General features: G+C 64.8%; 20 protein-coding genes. 7 read left to right on the top strand and 13 right to left on the bottom strand.

Annotation, left to right across the window (positions count from 1 at the left end; genetic code table 11):
• Positions 1-34: 34 nt before the first annotated feature.
• Positions 35-1120 (top strand): M24 family metallopeptidase, encoded by a 1086-nt coding sequence (locus tag C1876_RS07400; RefSeq protein WP_244910074.1) that lies wholly within the window; start codon positions 35-37, stop codon positions 1118-1120.
• Positions 1121-1186: 66 nt separating this feature from the next.
• Here the strand turns inward: C1876_RS07400 and C1876_RS07395 are convergent, their stop codons facing one another.
• Positions 1187-1459: a homocitrate synthase gene (locus tag C1876_RS07395; protein WP_114546078.1), complete on the bottom strand. Its 273-nt coding sequence runs from the start codon at positions 1457-1459 to the stop codon at positions 1187-1189.
• Positions 1460-1589: 130 nt separating this feature from the next.
• On the opposite strand from C1876_RS07395, the gene C1876_RS07390 reads away from it, so the two are divergent.
• Positions 1590-2492 (top strand): ECF transporter S component, encoded by a 903-nt coding sequence (locus tag C1876_RS07390; RefSeq protein ID WP_114546077.1) that lies wholly within the window; start codon positions 1590-1592, stop codon positions 2490-2492.
• An 83-nt stretch (positions 2493-2575) separates the two neighbouring features.
• Here the strand turns inward: C1876_RS07390 and C1876_RS07385 are convergent, their stop codons facing one another.
• On the bottom strand, positions 2576-3424 hold the full coding sequence (locus C1876_RS07385; protein ID WP_114546076.1) for a bifunctional 5,10-methylenetetrahydrofolate dehydrogenase/5,10-methenyltetrahydrofolate cyclohydrolase: 849 nt from the start codon (positions 3422-3424) through the stop codon (positions 2576-2578).
• Between the two features lie 16 nt (positions 3425-3440).
• Complete coding sequence (locus tag C1876_RS07380; protein WP_114546075.1) at positions 3441-4052, bottom strand: cyclodeaminase/cyclohydrolase family protein; 612 nt, start codon at positions 4050-4052, stop codon at positions 3441-3443.
• A 359-nt stretch (positions 4053-4411) separates the two neighbouring features.
• Here C1876_RS07380 and C1876_RS18125 point away from each other — a divergent pair, with 359 nt between their 5' ends.
• Positions 4412-4543 (top strand): hypothetical protein, encoded by a 132-nt coding sequence (locus C1876_RS18125; RefSeq protein ID WP_274542567.1) that lies wholly within the window; start codon positions 4412-4414, stop codon positions 4541-4543.
• A gap of 155 nt (positions 4544-4698) precedes the next feature.
• On the opposite strand, the gene C1876_RS07375 is transcribed toward C1876_RS18125, so the two are convergent.
• Positions 4699-6366 carry a formate--tetrahydrofolate ligase gene (locus tag C1876_RS07375; protein ID WP_114546074.1) on the bottom strand — a complete coding sequence of 556 codons (1668 nt, stop codon included), beginning with the start codon at positions 6364-6366 and terminating at the stop codon, positions 4699-4701.
• A gap of 52 nt (positions 6367-6418) precedes the next feature.
• Positions 6419-7189, bottom strand: a complete 771-nt coding sequence (locus C1876_RS07370; RefSeq protein ID WP_114546073.1) for a type III pantothenate kinase — start codon at positions 7187-7189, stop codon at positions 6419-6421.
• Positions 7190-7313: 124 nt separating this feature from the next.
• On the opposite strand from C1876_RS07370, the gene C1876_RS07365 reads away from it, so the two are divergent.
• Positions 7314-8009 carry a response regulator transcription factor gene (locus C1876_RS07365; RefSeq protein WP_114546072.1) on the top strand — a complete coding sequence of 232 codons (696 nt, stop codon included), beginning with the start codon at positions 7314-7316 and terminating at the stop codon, positions 8007-8009.
• 110 nt (positions 8010-8119) lie between these two features.
• Positions 8120-9064 carry a sensor histidine kinase gene (locus tag C1876_RS07360; protein ID WP_114546094.1) on the top strand — a complete coding sequence of 315 codons (945 nt, stop codon included), beginning with the start codon at positions 8120-8122 and terminating at the stop codon, positions 9062-9064.
• A gap of 6 nt (positions 9065-9070) precedes the next feature.
• Here the strand turns inward: C1876_RS07360 and C1876_RS07355 are convergent, their stop codons facing one another.
• Positions 9071-9559: an HsmA family protein gene (locus C1876_RS07355; protein WP_114546071.1), complete on the bottom strand. Its 489-nt coding sequence runs from the start codon at positions 9557-9559 to the stop codon at positions 9071-9073.
• A gap of 171 nt (positions 9560-9730) precedes the next feature.
• Here C1876_RS07355 and C1876_RS07350 point away from each other — a divergent pair, with 171 nt between their 5' ends.
• Positions 9731-10294: a TetR/AcrR family transcriptional regulator gene (locus C1876_RS07350; RefSeq protein ID WP_114546070.1), complete on the top strand. Its 564-nt coding sequence runs from the start codon at positions 9731-9733 to the stop codon at positions 10292-10294.
• A gap of 54 nt (positions 10295-10348) precedes the next feature.
• On the opposite strand, the gene C1876_RS07345 is transcribed toward C1876_RS07350, so the two are convergent.
• The 4 genes from C1876_RS07345 to rpoN form a co-directional block, all read right to left on the bottom strand.
• Positions 10349-11263, bottom strand: coding sequence for an electron transfer flavoprotein subunit alpha/FixB family protein (locus C1876_RS07345; protein ID WP_114546069.1), 915 nt, complete (start codon positions 11261-11263; stop codon positions 10349-10351).
• A gap of 10 nt (positions 11264-11273) precedes the next feature.
• Positions 11274-12041 (bottom strand): putative electron transfer flavoprotein FixA, encoded by a 768-nt coding sequence (gene fixA / locus C1876_RS07340; RefSeq protein WP_114546068.1) that lies wholly within the window; start codon positions 12039-12041, stop codon positions 11274-11276.
• 90 nt (positions 12042-12131) lie between these two features.
• On the bottom strand, positions 12132-14015 hold the full coding sequence (locus tag C1876_RS07335) for a sigma-54 interaction domain-containing protein (protein WP_227114635.1): 1884 nt from the start codon (positions 14013-14015) through the stop codon (positions 12132-12134).
• Between the two features lie 188 nt (positions 14016-14203).
• A complete protein-coding gene (gene rpoN / locus C1876_RS07330) occupies positions 14204-15625 on the bottom strand; it encodes an RNA polymerase factor sigma-54 (protein ID WP_114546066.1) in 1422 nt (473 codons plus the stop codon).
• Positions 15626-15821: 196 nt separating this feature from the next.
• Here rpoN and C1876_RS07325 point away from each other — a divergent pair, with 196 nt between their 5' ends.
• Positions 15822-16250 (top strand): GNAT family N-acetyltransferase, encoded by a 429-nt coding sequence (locus tag C1876_RS07325; RefSeq protein ID WP_114546065.1) that lies wholly within the window; start codon positions 15822-15824, stop codon positions 16248-16250.
• On the opposite strand, the gene C1876_RS07320 is transcribed toward C1876_RS07325, so the two are convergent.
• The 3 genes from C1876_RS07320 to C1876_RS07310 form a co-directional block, all read right to left on the bottom strand.
• A complete protein-coding gene (locus tag C1876_RS07320) occupies positions 16241-17038 on the bottom strand; it encodes a TIGR03084 family metal-binding protein (protein WP_114546064.1) in 798 nt (265 codons plus the stop codon). The two genes, C1876_RS07325 and C1876_RS07320, sit on opposite strands and share 10 nt — an antisense overlap.
• 258 nt (positions 17039-17296) lie before the next feature.
• Positions 17297-18472 carry an acyl-CoA dehydrogenase gene (locus C1876_RS07315; RefSeq protein WP_114546063.1) on the bottom strand — a complete coding sequence of 392 codons (1176 nt, stop codon included), beginning with the start codon at positions 18470-18472 and terminating at the stop codon, positions 17297-17299.
• Positions 18473-18498: 26 nt separating this feature from the next.
• A complete protein-coding gene (locus C1876_RS07310) occupies positions 18499-21081 on the bottom strand; it encodes an AMP-binding protein (RefSeq protein WP_114546062.1) in 2583 nt (860 codons plus the stop codon).
• Between the last annotated feature and the right edge of the window lie 12 nt (positions 21082-21093).

Genomic DNA, 21093 nt, shown 5'->3' with positions numbered 1-21093 from the left:
ACCCCGCCGCCCATCACGCGATAGGAGCCCAACCATGTCCGCCATGCACGAACAGCGCGTCGATACCGTGAGGCGCAACCTCGCACGCCGCGACCTCGAGCAGATGCTCGTGTGCGACCCCCGATCCATCCAGTACCTTACCGGCGCGTACGTCGAGCCGGGCGAGCGCTTCCTCGGGCTTGTCATCACGCCCGATGCCGAACCGACGCTCGTGCTGAACGCCCTGTTCACCGCACCGGGCGATGCGGCATGCGCCGTGCGTGCGTTCACCGATACCGACGACCCGCTGGCGTTGGTGGAAGAGCTGTGCAACGCCGACGCGCCGCTCGGATGCGACAAGAACCTGCCGGCGCGGTTCCTGCTGCCGCTCATGGAGCGCGGCGCAGCCGCCGGCTTCGTGCTGGCATCGGATGCCGTGGACGATGCGCGCGCCCACAAAGATGCCGCTGAACAGGACTTCATGCGCGCGGCAAGCGCCACGAACGACGCGGCCATGGGCCGTTTCCGCCAGCTCGTGCGCGAGGGCGTCACCGAGGCCGACGTGGCCGGGCAGCTGGAAGGCATCTATCGCGAGCTGGGTGCGCAGGGCCATTCGTTCACGCCCATCGTGAGCTTCGGCGCAAACGCGGCCGACCCGCACCACGAGCCCGACGACACCCCGCTCGCCCCCGGCGATGTGGTGCTGTTCGACGTGGGTTGCCGCCAAGACGAGTACTGCTCGGACATGACGCGCACGTTCGTGTTCGGCGAGCCTACGCCCAAGCAGCGCGAAGTGCACGACACGGTGCGGCGCGCGAACGAGGCGGCACGGGCGTTGGTGGCGCCCGGCGTGCGCTTCTGCGACATCGACGCGGCGGCGCGCAACGTCATCGACGAGGCCGGGTACGGACCGTACTTCACCCATCGTCTGGGGCATCAGATTGGCCTCGACGTGCACGAGCCGGGCGACGTGTCGTCCGCGCACGACGCCCCGGTCGAGGCGGGCATGATCTTCTCCATCGAGCCGGGCATCTACCTGCCGGGCGAATTCGGCGTGCGCATCGAGGACCTCGTGCTGGTCACCGAAGACGGCTGCGAGGTGCTCAACAGCTACCCGCGCGAAATCGACACCATCGGATAACGCGTTCCGTCCACGAACGAGGGCCGCCTGCTTGCGAAAGCGAGCGCCCCTCGTTCGTTCGTCTGCCTACTTGCCGCCGAAGAGGCCCGACAGCTTCCCCAGAATGTCGCCGTCTCCCAGGAAGTCGCCCACCACTTCCATCACCTTGTTCATGTTGAGTTCCTTGCCCTCGAGGAGCGGCTCCACCGCGGCCACGACGTCCTTGAGCTCTTCGTCGCTCAGCTCGAGGCCCGTGGCGTTCTTGATGGCCGCGCCCGGGTCGATGCCGAAATTCTTGAGCTGCTCCGGATCTTCGGCCGCCCCCTTGACGAACTGCCCCACAATTTCCTGCACGTCCATATTCCTGCTCCTCATCGCTCGACTTTCCGCTTCAACTATACGTTGAACTGGGCTTATTGCGTTCTCTACCTCCGCGCGTACCTTATCATATCGACAACGATTCAATGAGAACAAAGGGGACGACACGCCTATGACCACGAAGAAGCAGCCGAGCGAGCAGCCGAAAGAACCGAAGGAGCGTCACTTCGTCGACGCGAAAACCGGGGAGACCGTGGCGAAGCCGAAGCAGGGCGGCTCGGGCGCCGCGGCCACGCAGGCGGTGCGCGAAGAAATGCACGCGGAGCGCAAGGGGAACGCACTGCCCTTCCGCATCGGCGCCATCGTGCTGTGGGTGGTGGGCATCGTGTTCGAGGTGGTGGCCATCCTCGTGGCGAACAGCACGTTGTATCTGCCGAAGTTCCCGTCTATGACCTGGGTTGTTATCTTCCTCGTGGTGGACCTCGTGGCCGTGGTGATAGGCTCGCAACTGTGGAAGCGCGCGAACCACATCAGCCCCGCGCCGAAAGAGAACAAGCTGGCCTACTGGGTGCAGACCGAGCTGGGCGTCATCATCGCCGTCATCGCGTTCGCCCCGATCCTCCTGCTCATGCTGACGAACAAGGACATGGACAAGAAGACGAAGCAGGTGTGCTCCATCGTGGCAGGCGTCGCGCTCGTGGCCGCCATCGGCAGCGGCATCGACTACCATCCGACGTCGCAGGAAGACCTCGACCAGGCCGAAGCCGGCGCCGCCGTGCTCTCCGACGACGGGCTGGCGTACTGGACGCCCTTCGGCGAGGTGTACCATTTCAACCCCGATTGCCAGTACATCAAGAACTCGGGCACCATCTACTCCGGCACCGTGAGCGACGCGCTTGAGGCCGGCCGCACCCGCGCCTGCTCGGGCTGCGCCGTCGAAGACGGCACCGACCTTCTGACCGACGCCGACCCCGCAGCCGTGGAAGATGCCGCGGCCAACGTCGTCAGCGTGATCGAAGGCGGCGCGAACACCGAAGAAGCCGACAAGCAAGAAGAGCTGCCGAAGGCAGCGTAGGGGGAAACATTGCCCTTTCAAAAACGAGAAACGCCCGGCAGGCCCGGGCGTTTCTCGTTTGGCGCGCACCTCATGGGCACCGCTTACCGCCCGGCTTCGGCCGCTGCCACCGTGTGCGCCATGGTCACCGACGTGGTGACCGTGCCGATGCCGCCCGGCACCGGCGTGATGGCGCCCACCACCGGTTCGACCTCGGCGAAGTCCACGTCGCCGCACAGGTTGCCCTGCGTGTCGAAGTTGATGCCCACGTCGAGCACGGTCTGGCCGGGACTGAAGAACTCCGCACCGAACGCCCGCGCGCGGCCGGTGGCGCAGATGACCACGTCGGCCGAGCGGCAGATGGCCGCGAGGTTCTCCGTCTTGCTGTGACAGATGGTCACGCTCGCATTGCGGCGCAGCAGCATCATGGACACGGGCTTGCCCACCACGAGGCTGCGGCCCACCACCACGATGTGCTTGCCCTGCAGCGGCACCTGGTAGAAGTCGAGCAGCTCGATGCAGGCGGCGGCCGTCGCCGGCGGGTACCCGCGATGGCCGTCGGTGAACACCGAAGCCAGCGACGCCAACGTGATGCCATCGATGTCCTTCTTCGGATCGAGCAGCTCGCACACGTGCGACTCGTCCACAAACGACGGCAGCGGGCGGAACAGCAGGCAGCCGTGCACGCGCGGATCGGCGTTCACCTCGTGGATGGCGGCTTCGATGGCCGCTTGCGGGGCGAATTCCTCCAGCTCGTAGGGCCGAATGGCGATGCCGAGCGATTCCGCGCGCTTGCGCGCCGTGCGCTCGTACGACAGATCGTCGGGGCGCGCGCCCACGCGCACGAGCGCGAGGGTGGGCGTGATGCCTGCGCGGCCGAGCGCGTCGATGCGCGCGGTCAGGTCGAGGGCCATGCTCTCGACAACGGGCTTGCCCTTCAATAGCTCAGCCATGGACGTCGAGACTCCTTTATGAAACGGCGGTTTTCACGAACTCGAACACCTCGTCGCAACGCTCACGCGTGCGCGCGGCCAGCGAGTCGGCTTCTTCGCGATAGTATGCGGAACGTGCAGCGTCGTCCATCGAGGCCGCGTTGATGTAGATGTTGAGGCTGGCTCCGTCGGAGGCCGCACGGGCGAACGCTGCGGCGACGCCCGCGTCGGAGCGCGCCAGCTTGCTGCCATGATGCGCCAGGAACTCGACCTCGTCCATGACCGTGGCGATCGTGCGCATGATGGCGAGCGGCACGTCGCTCGCCTCGACGAGTGCGGCTTGCATGGCCTCGTTGCGCGCAGCCAACTCGTCGGGCGTGTTCTTCGGCATGCGATACGTGGCCGACAGCGGTTCGAACGCGCGCGCGTCCTCGTCCACCAGATGAAGAAGTCGCTCGCGCAGGCTGGAGAGGCGTGCGAGCGAGGCTTTGACCTCGTCTTCCACGTCGGCGTACGTTTTCTTGCCCACCGTGAGGTTACCCACCATGGACGCTGCGGCCGCGGCCAGCGCGCCCACATAGGCCGAGGCCCCGCCGCCGCCCGGCGTGGGCGCAGCGCTTGCCAGCTCGTCGATAAACGTGGTGTCCACGAAGGTTCTCCTTGTCGATACGCTCGGTTCACTCGGACATGCTATCCGTATGATACGTCATGCGATTGGCGAGCACCCGACAAGCCGCGAAACCTGCAAGAACCCTCGACGTGCGGCGGAAAGACAGCGGATTTCTCACCGCTTTTCGACGCGAATCCAACGCGAATCAAGCGAAAATGCGCCCCGATCCAGCGGATTTCCAGCCGAAATCACACGCGAGTCCAACGCAGTTCAAGCGCACATTTTATGCATGTGATCAGGTGTTTTTATGCTTCCACCACGCCCGTTCAGGGAGTACAATGACCTCGCCGGCGGTGTCCGTGTTCGGGTGGTGCTTCTTTTCGAGAGGAGCATACCTTATGAACGAGATTCTTGAAGTCCTGTACGCTTACGCAGCGGTGGCCACGATCGGGAGCTTCCTCTTCGATCTGTGGACGGAGTATAAAGAGCACGGACGAAGCAGGGAGGGAACCAGAGGGAAGCTGAAATAGCAAAGGCCGGGAATAATCCCGGCCTCCCACAATACCTGCGCCGCCCGAACTGGATCGTGTAGCGTCCTAGACTCACATCCTGGGCACCGCCGGTATTCGTAGTATACGACAGGAGCGCCCCCGATTTCAAGGGAGATCGGGGGCGCTTCGGGGTTCTAGAACAAGCCGGAGATTTTGCCGGTTTCGTCGACGTCGATGCGTTCGGCGGCCGGAACCTTCGGCAGGCCGGGCATGGTCATGATGTCGCCGGTGAGCGCCACCACGAAGCCGGCGCCGGCCGACACCTTCACGTTGCGCACCGTGATGCGGAAGTCGCGCGGCGCACCGAGCTTCTTCGCGTCGTCGGAGAAGCTGTACTGCGTCTTCGCCATGCACACCGGCATGCCGCCGAAGCCGAGGCCCTCGAGCTTCGCCAGCTCAGCCGCGGCCTTCGGCTCGAAGTCCACGCCGTCGGCATGGTACACCTTCGTGGCGATGGCTTCGATCTTCTCGGCCAGCGACAGGTCGTCCTCGTAAGCGAAGCGGAACTCGTTGGGCTCCTCGCACAGGCGCACCACTTCGTCGGCCAGCGCCAGACCGCCCTCGCCGCCCTTCGCCCACACCTCGGACAGAGCCACGTTCACGCCCAGCTCGCGGCACTTGTCCTCCACCAGCTTCAGCTCGGCCTCGGTGTCGGTCGGGAAGCGGTTGATGGCCACCACGCACGGCAGCTGGTACACCTTCGTGATGTTCTCCACGTGCTGCAGCAGGTTCGGGAGACCCGCTTCGAGGGCCTCAAGGTTCTCGTTGTTGAGGTCGGCCTTCGCCACGCCGCCGTGATTCTTCAGCGCGCGCACCGTGGCCACCACCACCACCGCATCGGGGTTGAGGTCCGCGAGACGGCACTTGATGTCGAGGAACTTCTCCGCGCCCAGGTCGGCACCGAAGCCGGCCTCCGTCACGCAGTAGTCGCCCAACGCCATGGCCATGCGCGTGGCCATGATGGAGTTGCAGCCGTGCGCGATGTTGGCGAAGGGGCCGCCGTGCACGAACGCCGGCGTGCCCTCGAGCGTCTGCACGAGGTTGGGCTTGAGCGCATCCTTCAACAGCGCGGCCATGGCACCCTGCGCGTTGAGGTCGCCCGCCGTCACCGGCTTGTCGTCGCGCGTGTAGCCCACCACGATGCGCGCGAGGCGCTCCTTGAGGTCGGTAATGGAGGAGGACAAGCAGAAGATGGCCATGATTTCGCTGGCCACCGTGATGTCGAAACCGTCCTCGCGCGGCACGCCGTGGGCCTTGCCGCCCATGCCGTCCACCACGTTGCGCAGCTGACGGTCGTTCATGTCCACGACGCGCTTCCACGTGATCTTGCGCACGTCGATGCCCAGCTCGTTGCCCTGCTGAATGTGGTTGTCCAGCATGGCGGCCAGCAGGTTGTTGGCCGCGCCGATGGCGTGGAAGTCGCCCGTGAAGTGCAGGTTGATGTCTTCCATGGGGATGACCTGGGCGTATCCGCCGCCCGCAGCGCCGCCCTTCACGCCGAACACGGGGCCCAGGCTGGGCTCGCGCAGCGCGACGACGATGTTCTTGCCCTGACGCGCCAGCGCGTCGGACAGACCCACGGTTGTGGTGGTCTTGCCCTCGCCGGCCGGCGTGGGGTTGATAGCCGTGACCAGGATGAGCTTGCCCGGGGTATGCTCAACGTCCGTGAGCAGGTTGTAGTCCACCTTCGCCTTGTTCGTACCGTACAGCTCGAGGTACGACTCTGGCACTCCCGCCTTCTCGGCGATTGCGCTGATGTGCTCGGGTTTCGTCGCCTGGGCAATTTCAATGTCGCTCAACACGTCGGGCCCCTCTCTTTCCTCAGGTTGGATTCGTTGCCTTATGGCCTGCATTCTACTGGTTTTGCGCCTCATGGACGAGGCGCAATCCCTCAAGGGTCAATTCGGGGTTGATTGCGGTGATGGTCTGGGACTGAGCCGCAACGCGCGACGCGAGACCGCCCGTTGCCACCACGGGCGCCTCGTAGCCCAGCTGGGCGAAGATGCGGCGGATGAGCCCGTCCACACGGTCGGCCTCGCCGTACACGATGCCCGCCTGGATGGCCTCTTCGGTGTTATGGCCGATGGCGGTGTGCGGGTCGGTCAGGTCGATGGCGCCGAGCTTCGTGGCGTGCGAGAACAGCGCCGAAGCCGACGTTTCCACGCCCGGCGCGATGACGCCGCCGATGAAGCGGCCGTCCGCATCGATCACTTCCATGTTCGTCGCCGTGCCGAAGTCCACCACGATGACGGGCGCGCCGTACAGCGCCTTCGCCGCCACGGCATCGGCCACGCGGTCGGCGCCGATTTCGTGCGGGTTGGGATAGTCGGCCTCGAACAAGGTGCCCGCCGTTTCAGCCGAGCACACCACCGCCTCCTCGCCGATCATACGATGCGCCGCAGCACGCCATGCCAGCGTGAGCGCGGGCACCACCGACGCCAGCGACACGCCGCAAATGTCCTTGAGCGCGATGCCTTCGGACGCCAAAAGCGGCACCAATTTCACGCGGAGCTCGTCGGATGTATGGCTTTTGTTCGTGGCCACGCGCCACCGATATTGAAGGCTTCCGTCCTGGTAAATACCGACTACGGTTTGGGTATTCCCCACGTCGATGGCAAGTAACATGTTTCTGACAGTCTCCTTCGGAAGCGGTCCGAATGCTTATAGTTGCTCTCGACATTATAACAACCCGCCCACGCGCATCTGTCAGGCACCGGCAACGGGAGTCCATCTGATAGAAAGGCAACACATGAACGACACCCCGCATCGCATCCTCGTTGTTGACGACGAGCCATCCATCACCGAATTCGTCAGCTACGCTCTGAAAAAGGAGGGGTTCTTCACCGACGTCGTGGACAATGGCGAAGACGCCTTGGCTCTTGCTACGAAGAATTCCTACGACTTGTTCGTACTTGATATCATGCTGCCCGGAATGGACGGCTACGAGCTGTGCCGCCGCCTGCGTTCCAAGACGACGGTTCCCGTCCTTTTCCTGTCCGCACGCGACACCGAGCTCGATAAGGTGGTCGGCCTCGAAATCGGTGGCGACGATTACCTGGCGAAGCCCTTCGGCGTGCGCGAGCTCATCGCCCGCGTTCGCGCGCTGCTGCGTCGCGGTTCCGGCGGCGACTTCCCCGGCGCGAACCACGCCGTCACGGCAAGCGGCATCACGCTTGACGAGGACGCCCACACCGCTTCGGGCATGAACGGCGAAATCGACCTCACGCCGCGCGAATTCGAGCTGCTTGCCAGCCTTATGAAGAACGCCGGCAAGGTGGTTTCGCGTGAAGATTTGCTGCGCGACGCCTGGGGTTGGGAATACTTGACGGAAACCAAGACCGTCGACACCCACATCAAGCGTCTCCGTGATAAGATTGAGTCTGCCGGGTACGATCCCGGCTTGGTTGAGACGGTTCGCGGCTACGGATACAGGTTCAAACAATAAAAAGACTGCAAACATACTTCTCGCTGCTGGCAACGCTGCTCTCTCTTCTCGCCGGCGCGGTGCTCTTGCTCGTGTGCTTTCTCGCCTTCGACCTCCCGTCGAAGGCGTTTTTGCTGCTTATTCCCGTCGGCATCATCGTATTCACGTTCAGCTTGATCATCGGGCATTTCCTGTCCGAGCCGCTGCGTTTGCTGGCGAAGAAGACGGCCGCGTACCGCGCGGGCGCCGACGTGCCGTTCGAACCCGACGGCCGCCTGTTCGAAGCCGACGAGCTTTCGACCGACTTCAAGGCCATGACGCAAACCATGAAATCCCAGCAGCACGACCTGGTGCTGAAGGAGCGTCGTCAGGCGGCGTTCATCAGCGACGTGGCGCACGAGCTGCGCACGCCGCTCACCGCCATCCGCGGCAACGCCGAGATGCTGGAAGACCCCGACCTGCCGCCCGAGCTGCACGAGAAGTTCTGCTCCATCATCATCAACGAGAGCGAGCGCCTGAGCCGCCTCACGCACGACCTGCTCACGCTGCAGCGCATCGCCGACGACACCATGCCCATGGAGCTGTCGCGCGTCAACCTGCGCGAGCTGGCAACGGGCGTACTCGACGCGCTCGAGCCCATCCTGCGCGACCGTCACGCGAACACCGAGATCATCGGCGAAGCGCCCGACGTGCTGGGCGACCCCGACCGCCTCAAGCAGGCCGTGACGAACCTCGTGGAGAACGCGAGCCGTTTCATCGAGCCCGACGGTCACATCACCATCGAGCTGTTCGGCCTCAAGGGCAATTCCATCCTGGCCGTGAAGGACGACGGCACGGGCTTCGGCGACATCGACCCGCAGCTGCTGTTCGACCGCTTCTACCGCACCGACGCCTCGCGCAGCCGCGGCACGGGCGGCACGGGCCTCGGGCTGGCCATCGTGAAGTCGGTGGTGGAAGCGCATGACGGCACGGTGGAAGCCATCAACCTGCCCGACGGCGGAGCCTGCTTCATCATCGCGCTGCCGTCCATCCCCGCCGACATCTCGCGCAAACCCGAGCGCAAGCCCGAACGCTAAACGCGCTTACGCCGCGCGATGCGCGTGGTGACCCTTCCCGCGGAACAACACGAACGAGAGCGCTGCCACCACGATGACGCTCGTGCCGATGGCGCACACCGCGTTGAGGTGGATCATCGGGATGCCCACGAGCATGCCGATGATGTAGGGCACGAGCCACGCCAGCCACACGAAGGTGCTGAACGTGTGGAAGCGCTGCATGCCGCGCTCGTTTTTCCTCACGTACGTGACGGTTGCCCAGGTGGCGTGCACGAGCATGAGCCCGATGGCGATGACGCCCGTCACCGCGTGGATGCCGAACCCGCCCGCCGCCGACTGCTGCGCCATGTTCGACATGATCATGGTGCCCGTCGTGTCGCACACGAGGCCTCCCCAAAACAGCAGCACGTGTCGCAGCGACAACGTGCCCGAACGACGCTCTCCGAACACTCCGATGGTATACAGAACCAGCGCACAGGTGATGGCAACGCTTGCCACGATCAATTCCACACTCATGAGCGCTCCTTTCTTTCGTCTTATCTGAACTATGTTCATTAATGAACTAGGTTCATAATAAGAAGCGGTGCGGTAGAATGCAAGACGGCGGCATGATCGCTCACGGTTTCTTCACGAGCGACGCGGCGCGATCCTCTACAATGAGGGAACACGTTCACGCAGGAGGCGCTCATGGGCAACAAACCCATCATCAACAAGCAGCAAATTCTGGACACGGCGTTCGACATCGCCAGCGCCTCGGGCCTCTCGGGCCTGAGCATTCGCGACGTGGCAAGCGCGTGCAACGTGGCCGTGGGCACGGTGTACAACTCCTACCCTACCAAGAACGACCTGGTGAACGACGTGGTTGGCCGTTTCTGGAACGAAGCATTGGCCGACCGTATGCCGCGCGCGGCGGCGGGCGACGACTTCATCGGATTCTGCCAGGAATTGGCGCGGCAGCTGTCGGAGGCGCTTACGAAGTTCCGCGACAACTGGCTGGCCGAAATCGCGGCGCTCGACGCCCGCGGCCTGGCTTCGGCGCGCAAGCGCGAGGAAGCCTGCTTCAAGCACATCCGGGGCGGTTTGACCGTCGCCCTCGAGCGCGACCCGCGCGTTGTGGCCGACCGCCTGCAGGGCGCCCTCGCACCCGAGCCGCTGTGCTCCTTCGTATGGGACAGCATGCTCTCGTCCATCAAACGCGGAGACACCGGCTGCGAAACCCTCTTCGCCCTGCTGAGGAACACGCTGTACTAACGAAGAAGCGGCCCCGAGGGGCCGCTTCTTCAATGCAAGCTTGAACGCAGCTGCTTACAGCGCGGCAAGCGCGGGCAGCACCTTCTCCACATCGGCGACGAGGCCGAGGTCGCACTGCTTCATGAGCGGGGCGTTCTTGTCCTTATTGATGGACACCACGAACTGCGACTCCGTCATGCCCACCGTATGCTGCACCTGGCCCGACACGCCCAGGGCAAGGTAGAGCTCCGGCTTGACGGTGGCACCCGAAACGCCCAGGTAGCGGCTGTGCGCCATCCACCCTTCGCCCTCGGCGATGGGACGCGAGCAGGCCATCTCGCCGCCGATGCGCGCGGCAAACTCCTGCGCGAGGTGCACGTTCGCCTCGCTCTGAATGCCGCGGCCCACGCACACCACGCGCTTCGCAGCCCCCAGGTCGACCACTTCTTCCTGCTTCTCCTGACGCCCGACCAGCTTGATGGCGCCCGGCTCGAGGGAGACGGCGGCGCGCTCGACGGTTCCCGCGGCGGGGGCTTCATCGAGGTCGAACACGCCGGACCCCACGAGGACGAGAGCCAGGCCGTGCACGCGCTCGACGCGCTCGGCCGCGCCGCCGTACACGAGATGCGACGCCTCCACGCCATCGCCGTCGAGGGTCAGGCGCGACGCGTCGGTTACCACGGGCGCCTCGAGACGCACGGCAAGCCGACCCGCAACGCATTGCGTGCGCTTCGACATGCGCGCAAGCACGAGCGCCGGCTGTTCGGCGCGAATGGCCTGCTCGAACGCGAGAACGCAATCCTCGTACAGCGCCCCCTCGGGAATGCCTCCCGCGAAGATCACGCGAGCACCCCATGCGGCGACGCGCGCCGCGTCGTCCTCGGTGCCCACCACGAGCGCCACCGGCTCGCATCCCAGCGCACGCGCGCCGCTGCACAGTTCCTCGTACGCCTCCACCGCATCGGCGAATATCACCATCTTGTTGCTCATCAGGTCCTCCTTACAGCTTCTCGCGCAGGCGCGTGATAAACGCCTGGATGGTTTCGTCGTCGGAGCCCTCGAGTACCTCGCAGGCGCGGTCGCGCTGCTCGGGGGCCAGGGTGCTCACCACGTCGACGGGTTCGGGAGCGTCCTCGAAAGCAACGTCGTCGAGGGAAAGCACGCGCGAAGGCTTCTTGCCGGCGCCCAGGATGTCCTTCATGGACGGGATGCGCGGCGTGTTCATGTCGGCCACCACCGACAGCACCGCGGGCAGCGGCACGTCGAGCAACTCCACCACGTTGCCGACGGTGCGCTCGACGTGCGCAACGCCGTCCGCCAGCTCGATGGAGCTCACCGCGTTGATGACGGGAAGGCCCAGCAGCTCGCCAAGCTGCACGCCCACCTGCTGCGCGTAGCGGTCGGCCGAGCCCTCGCCGCACAGGACGAGGTCGGCGCTGTCGAGCTGCTTGATGGCGGCCGCGAGCACGCGCGCCGTTTTCGTCGAGCCGGCCTCGGGCAGGGAGGCGTCCTTCACGGCCACGTTCTCCTGCGGGCCTCGTGCGAGGATGGCTTTCTTGAGCTTCGTGTCCTCCACGGCGTCGCCGCCGGCGGTGAGGCACACGAGCGACGCCCCGTGCGCCTCCGCCAGCTCGGCGCCGGCTTCCACGGCGTTCAGATCGTAGTCGCCAATTTTGCGCGCCGCGCGCTCGAACGACAGCGTGCGATCGGCCTGCACGACCACGTCCTGCTCGTCGGGCACGATCTTGTAGCACACAACGATGTTCATGAATCACTCCTTTTGCGTATCGGGAATGCGGTTCCTCCCGAAAGGAAGCAAAAAGCGTGCCATGATGAAAACGCAGGTTGCAGCCCTCCCCTAGAACGCGTCCTCGGCGCTTTCGAGCACGACGCGCACCCGCAGGCGCAGGCGGTTGAGCAGGTCGGCCAGCTCGTCGTGCGAAAGGTTCAGATGGCGGCCCACCGCAGCGAGGTCGCCTTCGTACTGCGCCAGCAACGCCTGCACCACGTGCCGCTCCTCCGACATCGCGTCGTCTTCGACCCCTTCCTGCAACGCTCCCACGTGATGCTGCACCGCGGCCGTCACGTGCGCAACCGGGCCGTCCGGCATGGTGTTGACGGCGTTCGCGATATGCGGCGGCAGCGCATCGACCGAGACGTTCGCACCCTGCCCCTGCATGATGAGGCACCGCTCGACGATGTTGCGCAGCTCGCGCACGTTGCCGGGCCAGCTGTACGCGCGCAGCGCCTCGATGGTTTCTTCGGGAAACGGCGTGCAGGGCAGCTCGAGCACCGACGACAGCTGCCCGTTGAAGTAGTCCACGAGCGGGGCGATGTCGGCGGCGCGACGGCGCAGCTGCGGCAGGCGAATCTCCACGAGGCTGAGCCGGTAGTACAGGTCGCTGCGGAACTTCTTCTCGGCGATGAGACGCTCGATGTTCTGGTTCGTCGCGGCAATCACACGCACGTCGAGCGTTTTCGCCGTGTTCGACCCGAGCTTCGTCACGCTCTGCTCCTGCAGCACGCGCAGCAGGCTCACCTGCATGTCCACCGGCATCTCGCCGATCTCGTCGAGGAACAGGGTGCCGCCGTCGGCGTATTCGAACTTGCCCACCGCGCCTGTCTCGCGCGCGCCCGTGAACGCGCCGCCCTCGTACCCGAACAGCTCGGTCGCCAGCAAATCGCGCGGCATCGCGCCGCAGTTGATGGCCACGAACTCGCCCGTGCGGCCGCTGCGCCGATGCAGGGCGCGCGCCACCACTTCCTTGCCCGTGCCCGTCTCGCCCAGCAGCAGGACGTTCGTCTTGATGGGAGCCACCTTCTGCACGAGGCGGTCGATCTTCTTCCACTCCTCGGTTTCGCCGATGTAGTCCACCTTGTCGCCCGTCGGCATGACCGCGGCATCTTTGCGCCGCCCCGTCGCGGTCTTCGCATTGCGCTCGGCTTCGCCGCCGTCTTCAAACACGAGCATGACGAACGGCTCCTGTCCCTCGATATCCACTTCCCCATGACGCACGAGGTTGAGCTCGTGCACCGCGCGCGAACGCCCCTTGCGAAACGTGATGGGCAGCGGCGCGTCGAGCTTTTTCGGCAAGGCGAGAATGTCCTGCACGGACATCTCTTTGCCCAGATACGCGCCGAGCGACTGCGACCCGTACGAATACTGCTCCCAGTCGGGGCAGTACGCGCGCATGCCGGCGTTGCCTCCCAGGATGCGCCCGCTGCGGTCGATAAGCAGCACGGGATGCTCGTACGCCAACATGAGCGGCCTGAAGAAGTCCACCGTGGAAAGCAGAGCGCCCGCCTTCGTGCGCGCCCGGTACAGGTCGTTCGTCAGCGACACGCCGATGCGGCACAGGTCGAGCGCGCTCTGCGGCAGCGCGGCGAACGGGCTGTTGATGTTGAGCGCGCCGTAATACTTGCCCGCCGGATCGAGGTAGGGAACCGACACGCCCGAGTACGTTTGCACGATGGCGCGATAGTGCTCGAAGCCGTCCACGCGCACGGGGCGCTTCTCGTAGGCGACGAGGGACGCGTTGCCGGTGCCCACTTCCTCTTCGCGGGTGAACGTGCCGAACGTGCGCGGATAGGTGGCCATCGGCGACAGCAGCTCGAACACGAAGTTTTCGCCGTCCATGAGCGACACGTTGCACCCCAGCATGGATTCGAGGAACTTCATGATGGGCGCGGTGGCCTTGAGCGAGGCGGCGAATCGCGCGCGCTTCTCTTCGAGAAGCGGCACATTCTGATCAACGAAATCGCTCGACCATGGATTCACGCCCGCCGCGCGACACCGAATCCATGAGCGAGCTATTTCCGGCCGAACCTTGTCTTCGAGAATCGTGCCCGTACTGACGAACGTTTTCCAGGCCTCTATGGCGTGCTCTTTGCGGTACACCACGTGCGCTCCCTCCGTCTTGTGCTGAAACCTTACCGTCTTCGCTGCGATTGCCTTCCGATTCCCAGCGCTTCCCGATACTTCGCCACCGTGCGGCGCTTGATGTCCACGCCTTCGCCGTTCAGGATGGTGGTGATGGTGGCGTCGCTGAGCGGCTTGCGACGATCTTCCCCCGCCACGAGATCCTTGATGCGATCTTTGATGGCGAGCGAGGACAGCGCATGGCGTCGCTCTTCCGCCGAGCACGCCACCGAGCTTGAGAAGAAGTGCTTGAGCGGGTAGACGCCCCATGGCGTGAGCACGTGCTTGTCCTGCACGGTTCGGCTGATGGTGGACACGTGCACGCCGAGCGCGTCGGCCGCCTGCTGCATGGTGAGCGGGCGCATGCGCGCCTCGCCCCCGGTGAAGAAGTCGTACTGCACTTCGGCCAGGTACACGCCGAAGCGATGGAGCGTTTGACGGCGCTGATCGATGTTGGCCAACACCGCGTCTGCCTCGGCGCGCTTCTGCTCCAGCCATTCCCGCGCTTCGGCGTCCATGCGGCCCTGCTCGGCCATGCGGTCGTACGTGCGGTTGATCACCACCGTCTCCGATAGCTCGCCGGTCACCCGCACGGCGAAACCCGCGCCGTCGCGCACGATGGTGAGGTCGGGAACCACGTACACCGTGCTCTTGCGCTGCGAGAACGACGAGCCGGGGCGCGGGTCGAGCGCGCAGATGCACTCCCGGATAGCGGAAAGGTCGTCCACGGTGAGGTGGTACGTGCGCGTGAGCTTCGTGGTGCGATTCTCGGCGAGGTCTTCCAGGTTATTGCGCAGCATGTCGCGAATGACGGCGGCGTAGGGGGCGCCGTCGTCGAGCTGCAACGTGAGGCATTCGGCCAAGTCGCGCGCGCCCACCCCGCGGGGCGTGAGCTGCTGCACGAGCGCGAGCAGCCGCTCGCCGTCGGCAACGGGGCGGCCGACTTCGGCGCACACGGCGGGCATGCTGCCGGAAAAGTAGCCGTCGTCGTCGATGTTCTCGATGAGCACGTCGAGCAGCGCGCGGTCCTCGTCGCTTGCATTCGTACCCGTCAGCTGCATGCGCAGGTGGCTGTGAAGGGTTTCCGTCTCCGAGCATTCGTCGCGCAGGCGAGCCAGATCGAACCCGCGATCGTCCCAGGCGACGGCAGCGGACGTGCGCGGCACGTAGCCGTCGGGGTCCGCCGCGGGCCCTTCCGCGCCGTCGTCCTCTTCTTCGGGAAGCTCCTCGAACGACAGCGAGGCGCGTTCGTAATCGAACTCGAGCAGGGGGTTGCGCTCGACCACCTCGCACACGTAGGCGTCGAGCCGAGCGACCGGCAAGGACAGCACTTCGAGCCCCTGAATGGCAGCAGGGGCCAACCGTTGCTTGGTGCGCACCGAAACAGTGGACCTTGCCTCCATGCGCACGGTTTGGCTTGAGCTCTCCGGCATGCAACCCCCTTGGTACGGTGCCTGCGGGCCGTTCCCCTTCGGCCAACGCACCGGTACACCGACAAACGGTATCTGTGCACCCATTTTAAGATGATTGCGTGAAATTTTCAACATATTTTGGTATATCATAAACTTTAGCACGATTTTTGCTAATTGTTTTACTAACATATGGATACCGCTCAGAAAGGAATCTTCCATGACGTGCGATCCCTCTTTGCTCACCATCCGCGAGGCAACCGAAGACGACGCGAACATCGTGGCGAAGCTGACGGCCGATGCCGGCATGGGCACGCTCACGCCCCGCGGCACCGTGTTCGTAGCCGTAAGCGAAGGGCGCACCGTGGGATTCATCCGCATCGTCGAAGCCGAGGGCCATTGGTACGTCAACCCCATCGTGGTGGACGCGAGCGCCCGCCGCTTGGGCGTCGGACGTGCGCTCATGCAGGACGCTCGGGCACGATACGGTGAGCTGTTGTTCGTTGCGCGCGGTCACGCGGTTCCTTTCTACGAAGCGCTCGGATGCGAGGAGGTGGCACGGGACCGTATCTCGCCCGACCTCGGCGAGGACTGCGACACGTGTCCCGATGTTGCCACCTGCTGCCCCGTCCCTATGATCTATCGCTGACGCTTCGGCTCCGGCGGCAAATCGGCCGGCCCCGCGTACGTCTGCACGATGCTCGCGTACACGCAGGCCTCGTCGCCCACCACCTCGAGATCGGTGTCCATCCAGTTGCGACGGCGAATGGCCACGAGCGCCCATTCCTTCGCCGATCCCTTGATGTAATTCTGGTCGTTCGGCTCGCCCTTGATCCACAGCTCGCCCGAGGGGAGCGTGAGCTCCAGGTACAGGGGCGTTTCGGGATTGAACTTCAGCCCGTTCACGTTGTACATGTTCGGGCGGCCCTGCCACGAGAGGAACAGCGTGGACGTGATGCGCTCCTTCACAACGGGGTCGATGCCCAATGCATCGTACAGGTCGACGCTGTGCGCCCACAGCTCCATGAGGCGCGCGGACGCGAGCGAGCGCACCGACATCGGCGGGATGCCCGCCGCCCACGGCACGCGCCCCTTCGGTCCGAGTTCCATGAAGGCCGCCGTCATGAGCGTGCGCTGCTCGCGCCACCAGTTGAGGATGTCGGCGCCGCTCTGATCGCGGAACGCCATCACGTGATAGTGCTCGTCCTGCTCCGACGCGGCGTCGGCCACCGCGTTCACGCTCTCGCCGCGCCCGGCAAGCAGCTCCACCGCGCAGTAGTCGAAGAACGCGATATGGCAGATGACGTCCTTGAACGTCCACGTGGTGCAATACGACGCCATACGGTTCCAGTCGTCCTCGGTGAAGTCCGCCACCAGCGCATCAACCAACGCCTGCTCAGCAATGAGGTCGTCGATGGGATTGAATATCTGGGTCATGGGAAAAGTCCTTTCTGGGATGAGGTTCTTTTGAGGGGTGCTCTTTTTTTTGCGCCCGCGTCAACCTGCGGGAGAGGCGCGTCGTGCGGCAGGCGCAACCCCCGCATCCCCCAGGTTGAAAGCCGCACAAAGAGAGGGGTAGCAGGTCCCGCGTCGCACAAAGAGAGGAACGGCAGGTCCCGCGCCGCGCAAAGAGAGAGACAGCAGGTTGCACGCCGCACACACAGGGGAGGGGGGCAGCTCCCGCCCCCCTCTTTTTTACTCCTGGTATTGCTTTTGGATGGCTCTTCCGGCTATGTGGATCATGATTTCGTCGGTGCCGGCTCCAATGCGGTAGACGCGTTGGTCGCGCCAGAGGCGCGAGATGCGGCAGTCCTTCGTGTAGCCGATGCCGCCCATGACCTGGAGCGCGGTATCGCATACCTCGAAGGCGGCGCGGCCGCAGTACAGCTTCGCCACGGCGGAGTCGATCTGCACGGATTCGCCGTTGTCTATTTTCCACGCGGTCTTGTACACCCAGTTGCGCATGTTCTCGATCTTCATGTACATATCGGTGATATGCTCCTGGATGAGCTGGTTGCGGCCGATGGGCTTGCCGAATTGGATGCGCTGCGTCGCGTAGCGCGTGGCGTCCTCGAACGCGCATTCCGCCGCGCCGAGCGACTGGGCGCACGCCAGCAGGCGCTCCACCTCGAAGTTCACCATGGCCTGCATGAAGCCGTTGCCCTCGACGCCCACGAGGTCCTTCTCCTCAAGCTCCACGTCCTGCATGTGCAGCTCGCAGGTGTTGCCCATGTTCCAGCCGATCTTCTCGAGCGGCTCGATGGAGATGCCGGGGGTCAGGTTGCCCTCGTCGTCGCGCAGGGGCACCCACCACATGGAGAAACGGGAGCGGTTGGCGCGATCCTCAGGGTCGTCGTCGGCGTCGCGGGCCACGCACAGCATGTACTTGCAGTTCACCGCGTTCGTCATGAACGACTTGCTGCCGTTCAGGTACACCTTCCCATCGCGACGTTGATACGTGCTGGCCAACGCCGAACTGTCGCTGCCAGCACCCGGCTCGGTGAAGCCCAGCACGAACCCGGGGCGGCCCGCCATCACCTCGGCGAAGCACTGCTCCTGCTGCTCGGGCGTGCCGTACTCGGTCATGTCCTTGAGCGCGCACAGGTTGCCGTACACGTAGATGGGCGCGCCGTTCTTGCACACGCGCTCGGCCACCAGCATGAGCGTGGTCACGTCGACGGGCGTGCCGCCGAACTCCTCGTCCACGCCGAGCATCTGAAACCCGTTCTCCAACAGCGCGTCGGTGAACTCGTGCGGCCATTCGTGGTTGGCGTCGCACTCCTTCATGTACTGCTCGGAGCACGAACGCTCCATCAATTCATCGAGGCTTTCCAGCAACAACTGCTGTTCGTCGGTCAAGCTGAAATCCATGTGTCGTTCCTTTCCCTTTGTTTACGCTAGCTCGCGAAGTACCGGTATGCGTCGTCCTCCCGCACCCTGCGCAGGCGCCCGGCGCGCATCAGATGATCGAGATGGGCAAGCGTCTCGCACACGATGATCCACCGTTGAATGATGGGGATGTCCTCCCATCGCTCATGCGGAATGTTCCACGTGATGGACTTAGCAAGTTCCGTGCCATCTATGCCGGGATGCTCGCGCACGCACGCGATAATCTCGTCGAGACGCTGCTGATGATGCCGCCGAAGCCACGCGACGCGCTCGGCCATGCGCTCGGCCTGCCTGCGCGGGTCGACGAAGCCGTGCCCCATGCAGGCGAATTCCACCGGCAAGCGCGCCACCTTCTCAAGGCTTTCCAGGTAATCGCCCAAGGCGTCCGGCTCGCCCGGAAACGGCGCCATGTTGGGAGAACTGTTCATCAGCACGTGATCGCCGTAGAACATGATGCGCTGATCGGGCAGGTACAGGCATTGGTGCCCCGGCGTATGGCCGGGCGTGGAAACGGCACGCATGCGGTACGGGCCATAGCGCATTTCCTCGCCGTCGGCGAGGTTCACGAAGCGCTCGGGCATCGGCCACTCCGCGCGCGGTATGAGGCTGGCGTCGGTCTGCTCGAGCTCGTCGAGGTCGTCGAGCGGAAATCCCTCGGATGCCAGCCGATCCTTCACCGTGCCGCGATACGAACGGGCGCCCCTGCCGCGGAACAGCTCCTCGTCGCGCGCGCTCAGGTACACGCGCGTGTTCTCGTGCGCAAGCGCCGCGATCAAACCCAAATGGTCGATATGGAAGTGCGTGGCGAACACGTCGGTGCGCCCCATGTCCACGCGCAGGTCCTGCAGCGCCGAGCGCAGCACCTCGAACGACGCCTCGTGGCTCACGCCCGTGTCCACCAGCAGGTTGCGCTCGTCGGTGGCGATGAGGTAGGCGTTCGTGTACCCGATGGGCGTGCCGCCCGAGTACGGAACCTGGATGAGGTAGATGTCCGGATCGCTCGCGATCTTCTCGTGATGGCGCGGCGCGGCCTGCTCCTTGCGCTCGTTGAAGTAATCGACGATATGCTGTTTGCGCACCTTGCCCGCGCTGTCACGGCCGAGGTCGTCCATGAACACGACATAACGCGGCTTCTTGTAGCTGGCGATGGAGCGCTTGCAGTGCGACTGCACCTCGGCGGCCGTGAGATTCGACCCCGGCAACGGCTGAATCACCGCCGCTACCGCCTCCCCCATCACCGGGTCGCTTGTGCCGAACACGAGGCAGTCGTCGATGGCGGGGTGCGTGCGCAGCACGTTCTCCACCTCGGCCACGAACACGTTTTCGCCGCCCGACTTGATCATGTCCTTCTTGCGCGAGCGCACGTAGAAGTACCCGCGCGCGTCCCGCTCCATGAGGTCGCCCGTACGCAGCCAGCCGTCGGGCGCGAACACGGCATCGGTCAGGTCGGGTTGCCCGTAGTAGCCCTGCATGGTCGCATCCGACCGGAACAGCGCCTCTCCCACCTCGCCGTCCGGCAGCTCGTTGCCCGCCTCGTCCACTACCTTCATCTCGACGTGCTTCATCGGCCGCCCCACGCTCTCGAGCAGCGGGGAATCGGCCGCCAGCATCGCGCGCGTGATGCGCAGGCTGCTGCCCGCGCCGCTTTCCGACTGCCCCCACCCGTAGTTGAGCACAGCGTTGGGGAACTTGTCGTAGATGGCCTCGATGATGGGCTTCGTGGTGGCGCCAGCCGCGCTCTGCACGAGGCGCACCAAGCTCAAATCGTACTGGTCGATGGTGGGACAGCGCAGCAGGCGCAGGTAGGTGGTGGGCGGCAGCAGAATCATGTACGTGACGCGGTAGTAGTCGATGAAGTGGAGGATCTGCTCCGCGTTGAATGCTTCGCATATAACAAGCGTTGCGCCGGCCGCGAAGGTGATGGTGAACCAGCTGTGCCCACCGTGATGCTCGAGCGGGCACTGGATGAGCACCACGTTGTCGGGGTCGTCGCCGATGCCGTTGGAATCCATGATGGCATCGAGTTCCACCAGGTCGGCAGCGTGCGTGCGGGCTGCGCCCTTCGGCAGCCCGGTCGAGCCGCCCGTGTACTGGATGCGCGACAGCGCGTGCTCGTCGCGGAACAGCGGGGGCTCGTCGGCGGCGTGCAGCAGGCAGGCGGGCTCCAACGCAAGCGCGCCCGGCACCGCGCCGCCCGTGCTCGCCAACGCCACCGTGTCCGTGAACGACGCGGCCGCCTCCATCACCGCCGCGGCGAACTGCGCGGCGAACACGAGCACGGATGCGCCGCTCGCGTTCACGAGGTAGCTCACCTCGCGCGGGATGAGCTTGAAGTTCAGCGGCACGGCCACGGCCCCGATCTTCTGGATGGCGTAGTACACCTCCAAAATCTCGGGGCAGTTCGGCAGCAGATATGCCACGCGGTCGCCGGGGCGCACGCCCATGCCGCGCGTCAGCACGCCCACCATCTGGTTGATGCGGTCGTTGAGCGCGCCGTAGGTGATCTCGCATCCGTTGAACACGACGGCCGTTTTTCCGGGATGCGCGCGCACGCTTTCCAAGAACGGCTCTACCACGTTGTACTGCGCCATATCGTTCACCTC

The sequence above is a fragment of the Eggerthella sinensis genome (genome assembly GCF_003339815.1).
In the GTDB taxonomy this organism is placed as follows: domain Bacteria; phylum Actinomycetota; class Coriobacteriia; order Coriobacteriales; family Eggerthellaceae; genus Eggerthella; species Eggerthella sinensis.
Note: the sequence above shows the minus strand (reverse complement) of the source record. Positions and strands in the feature narration are given on the sequence as shown.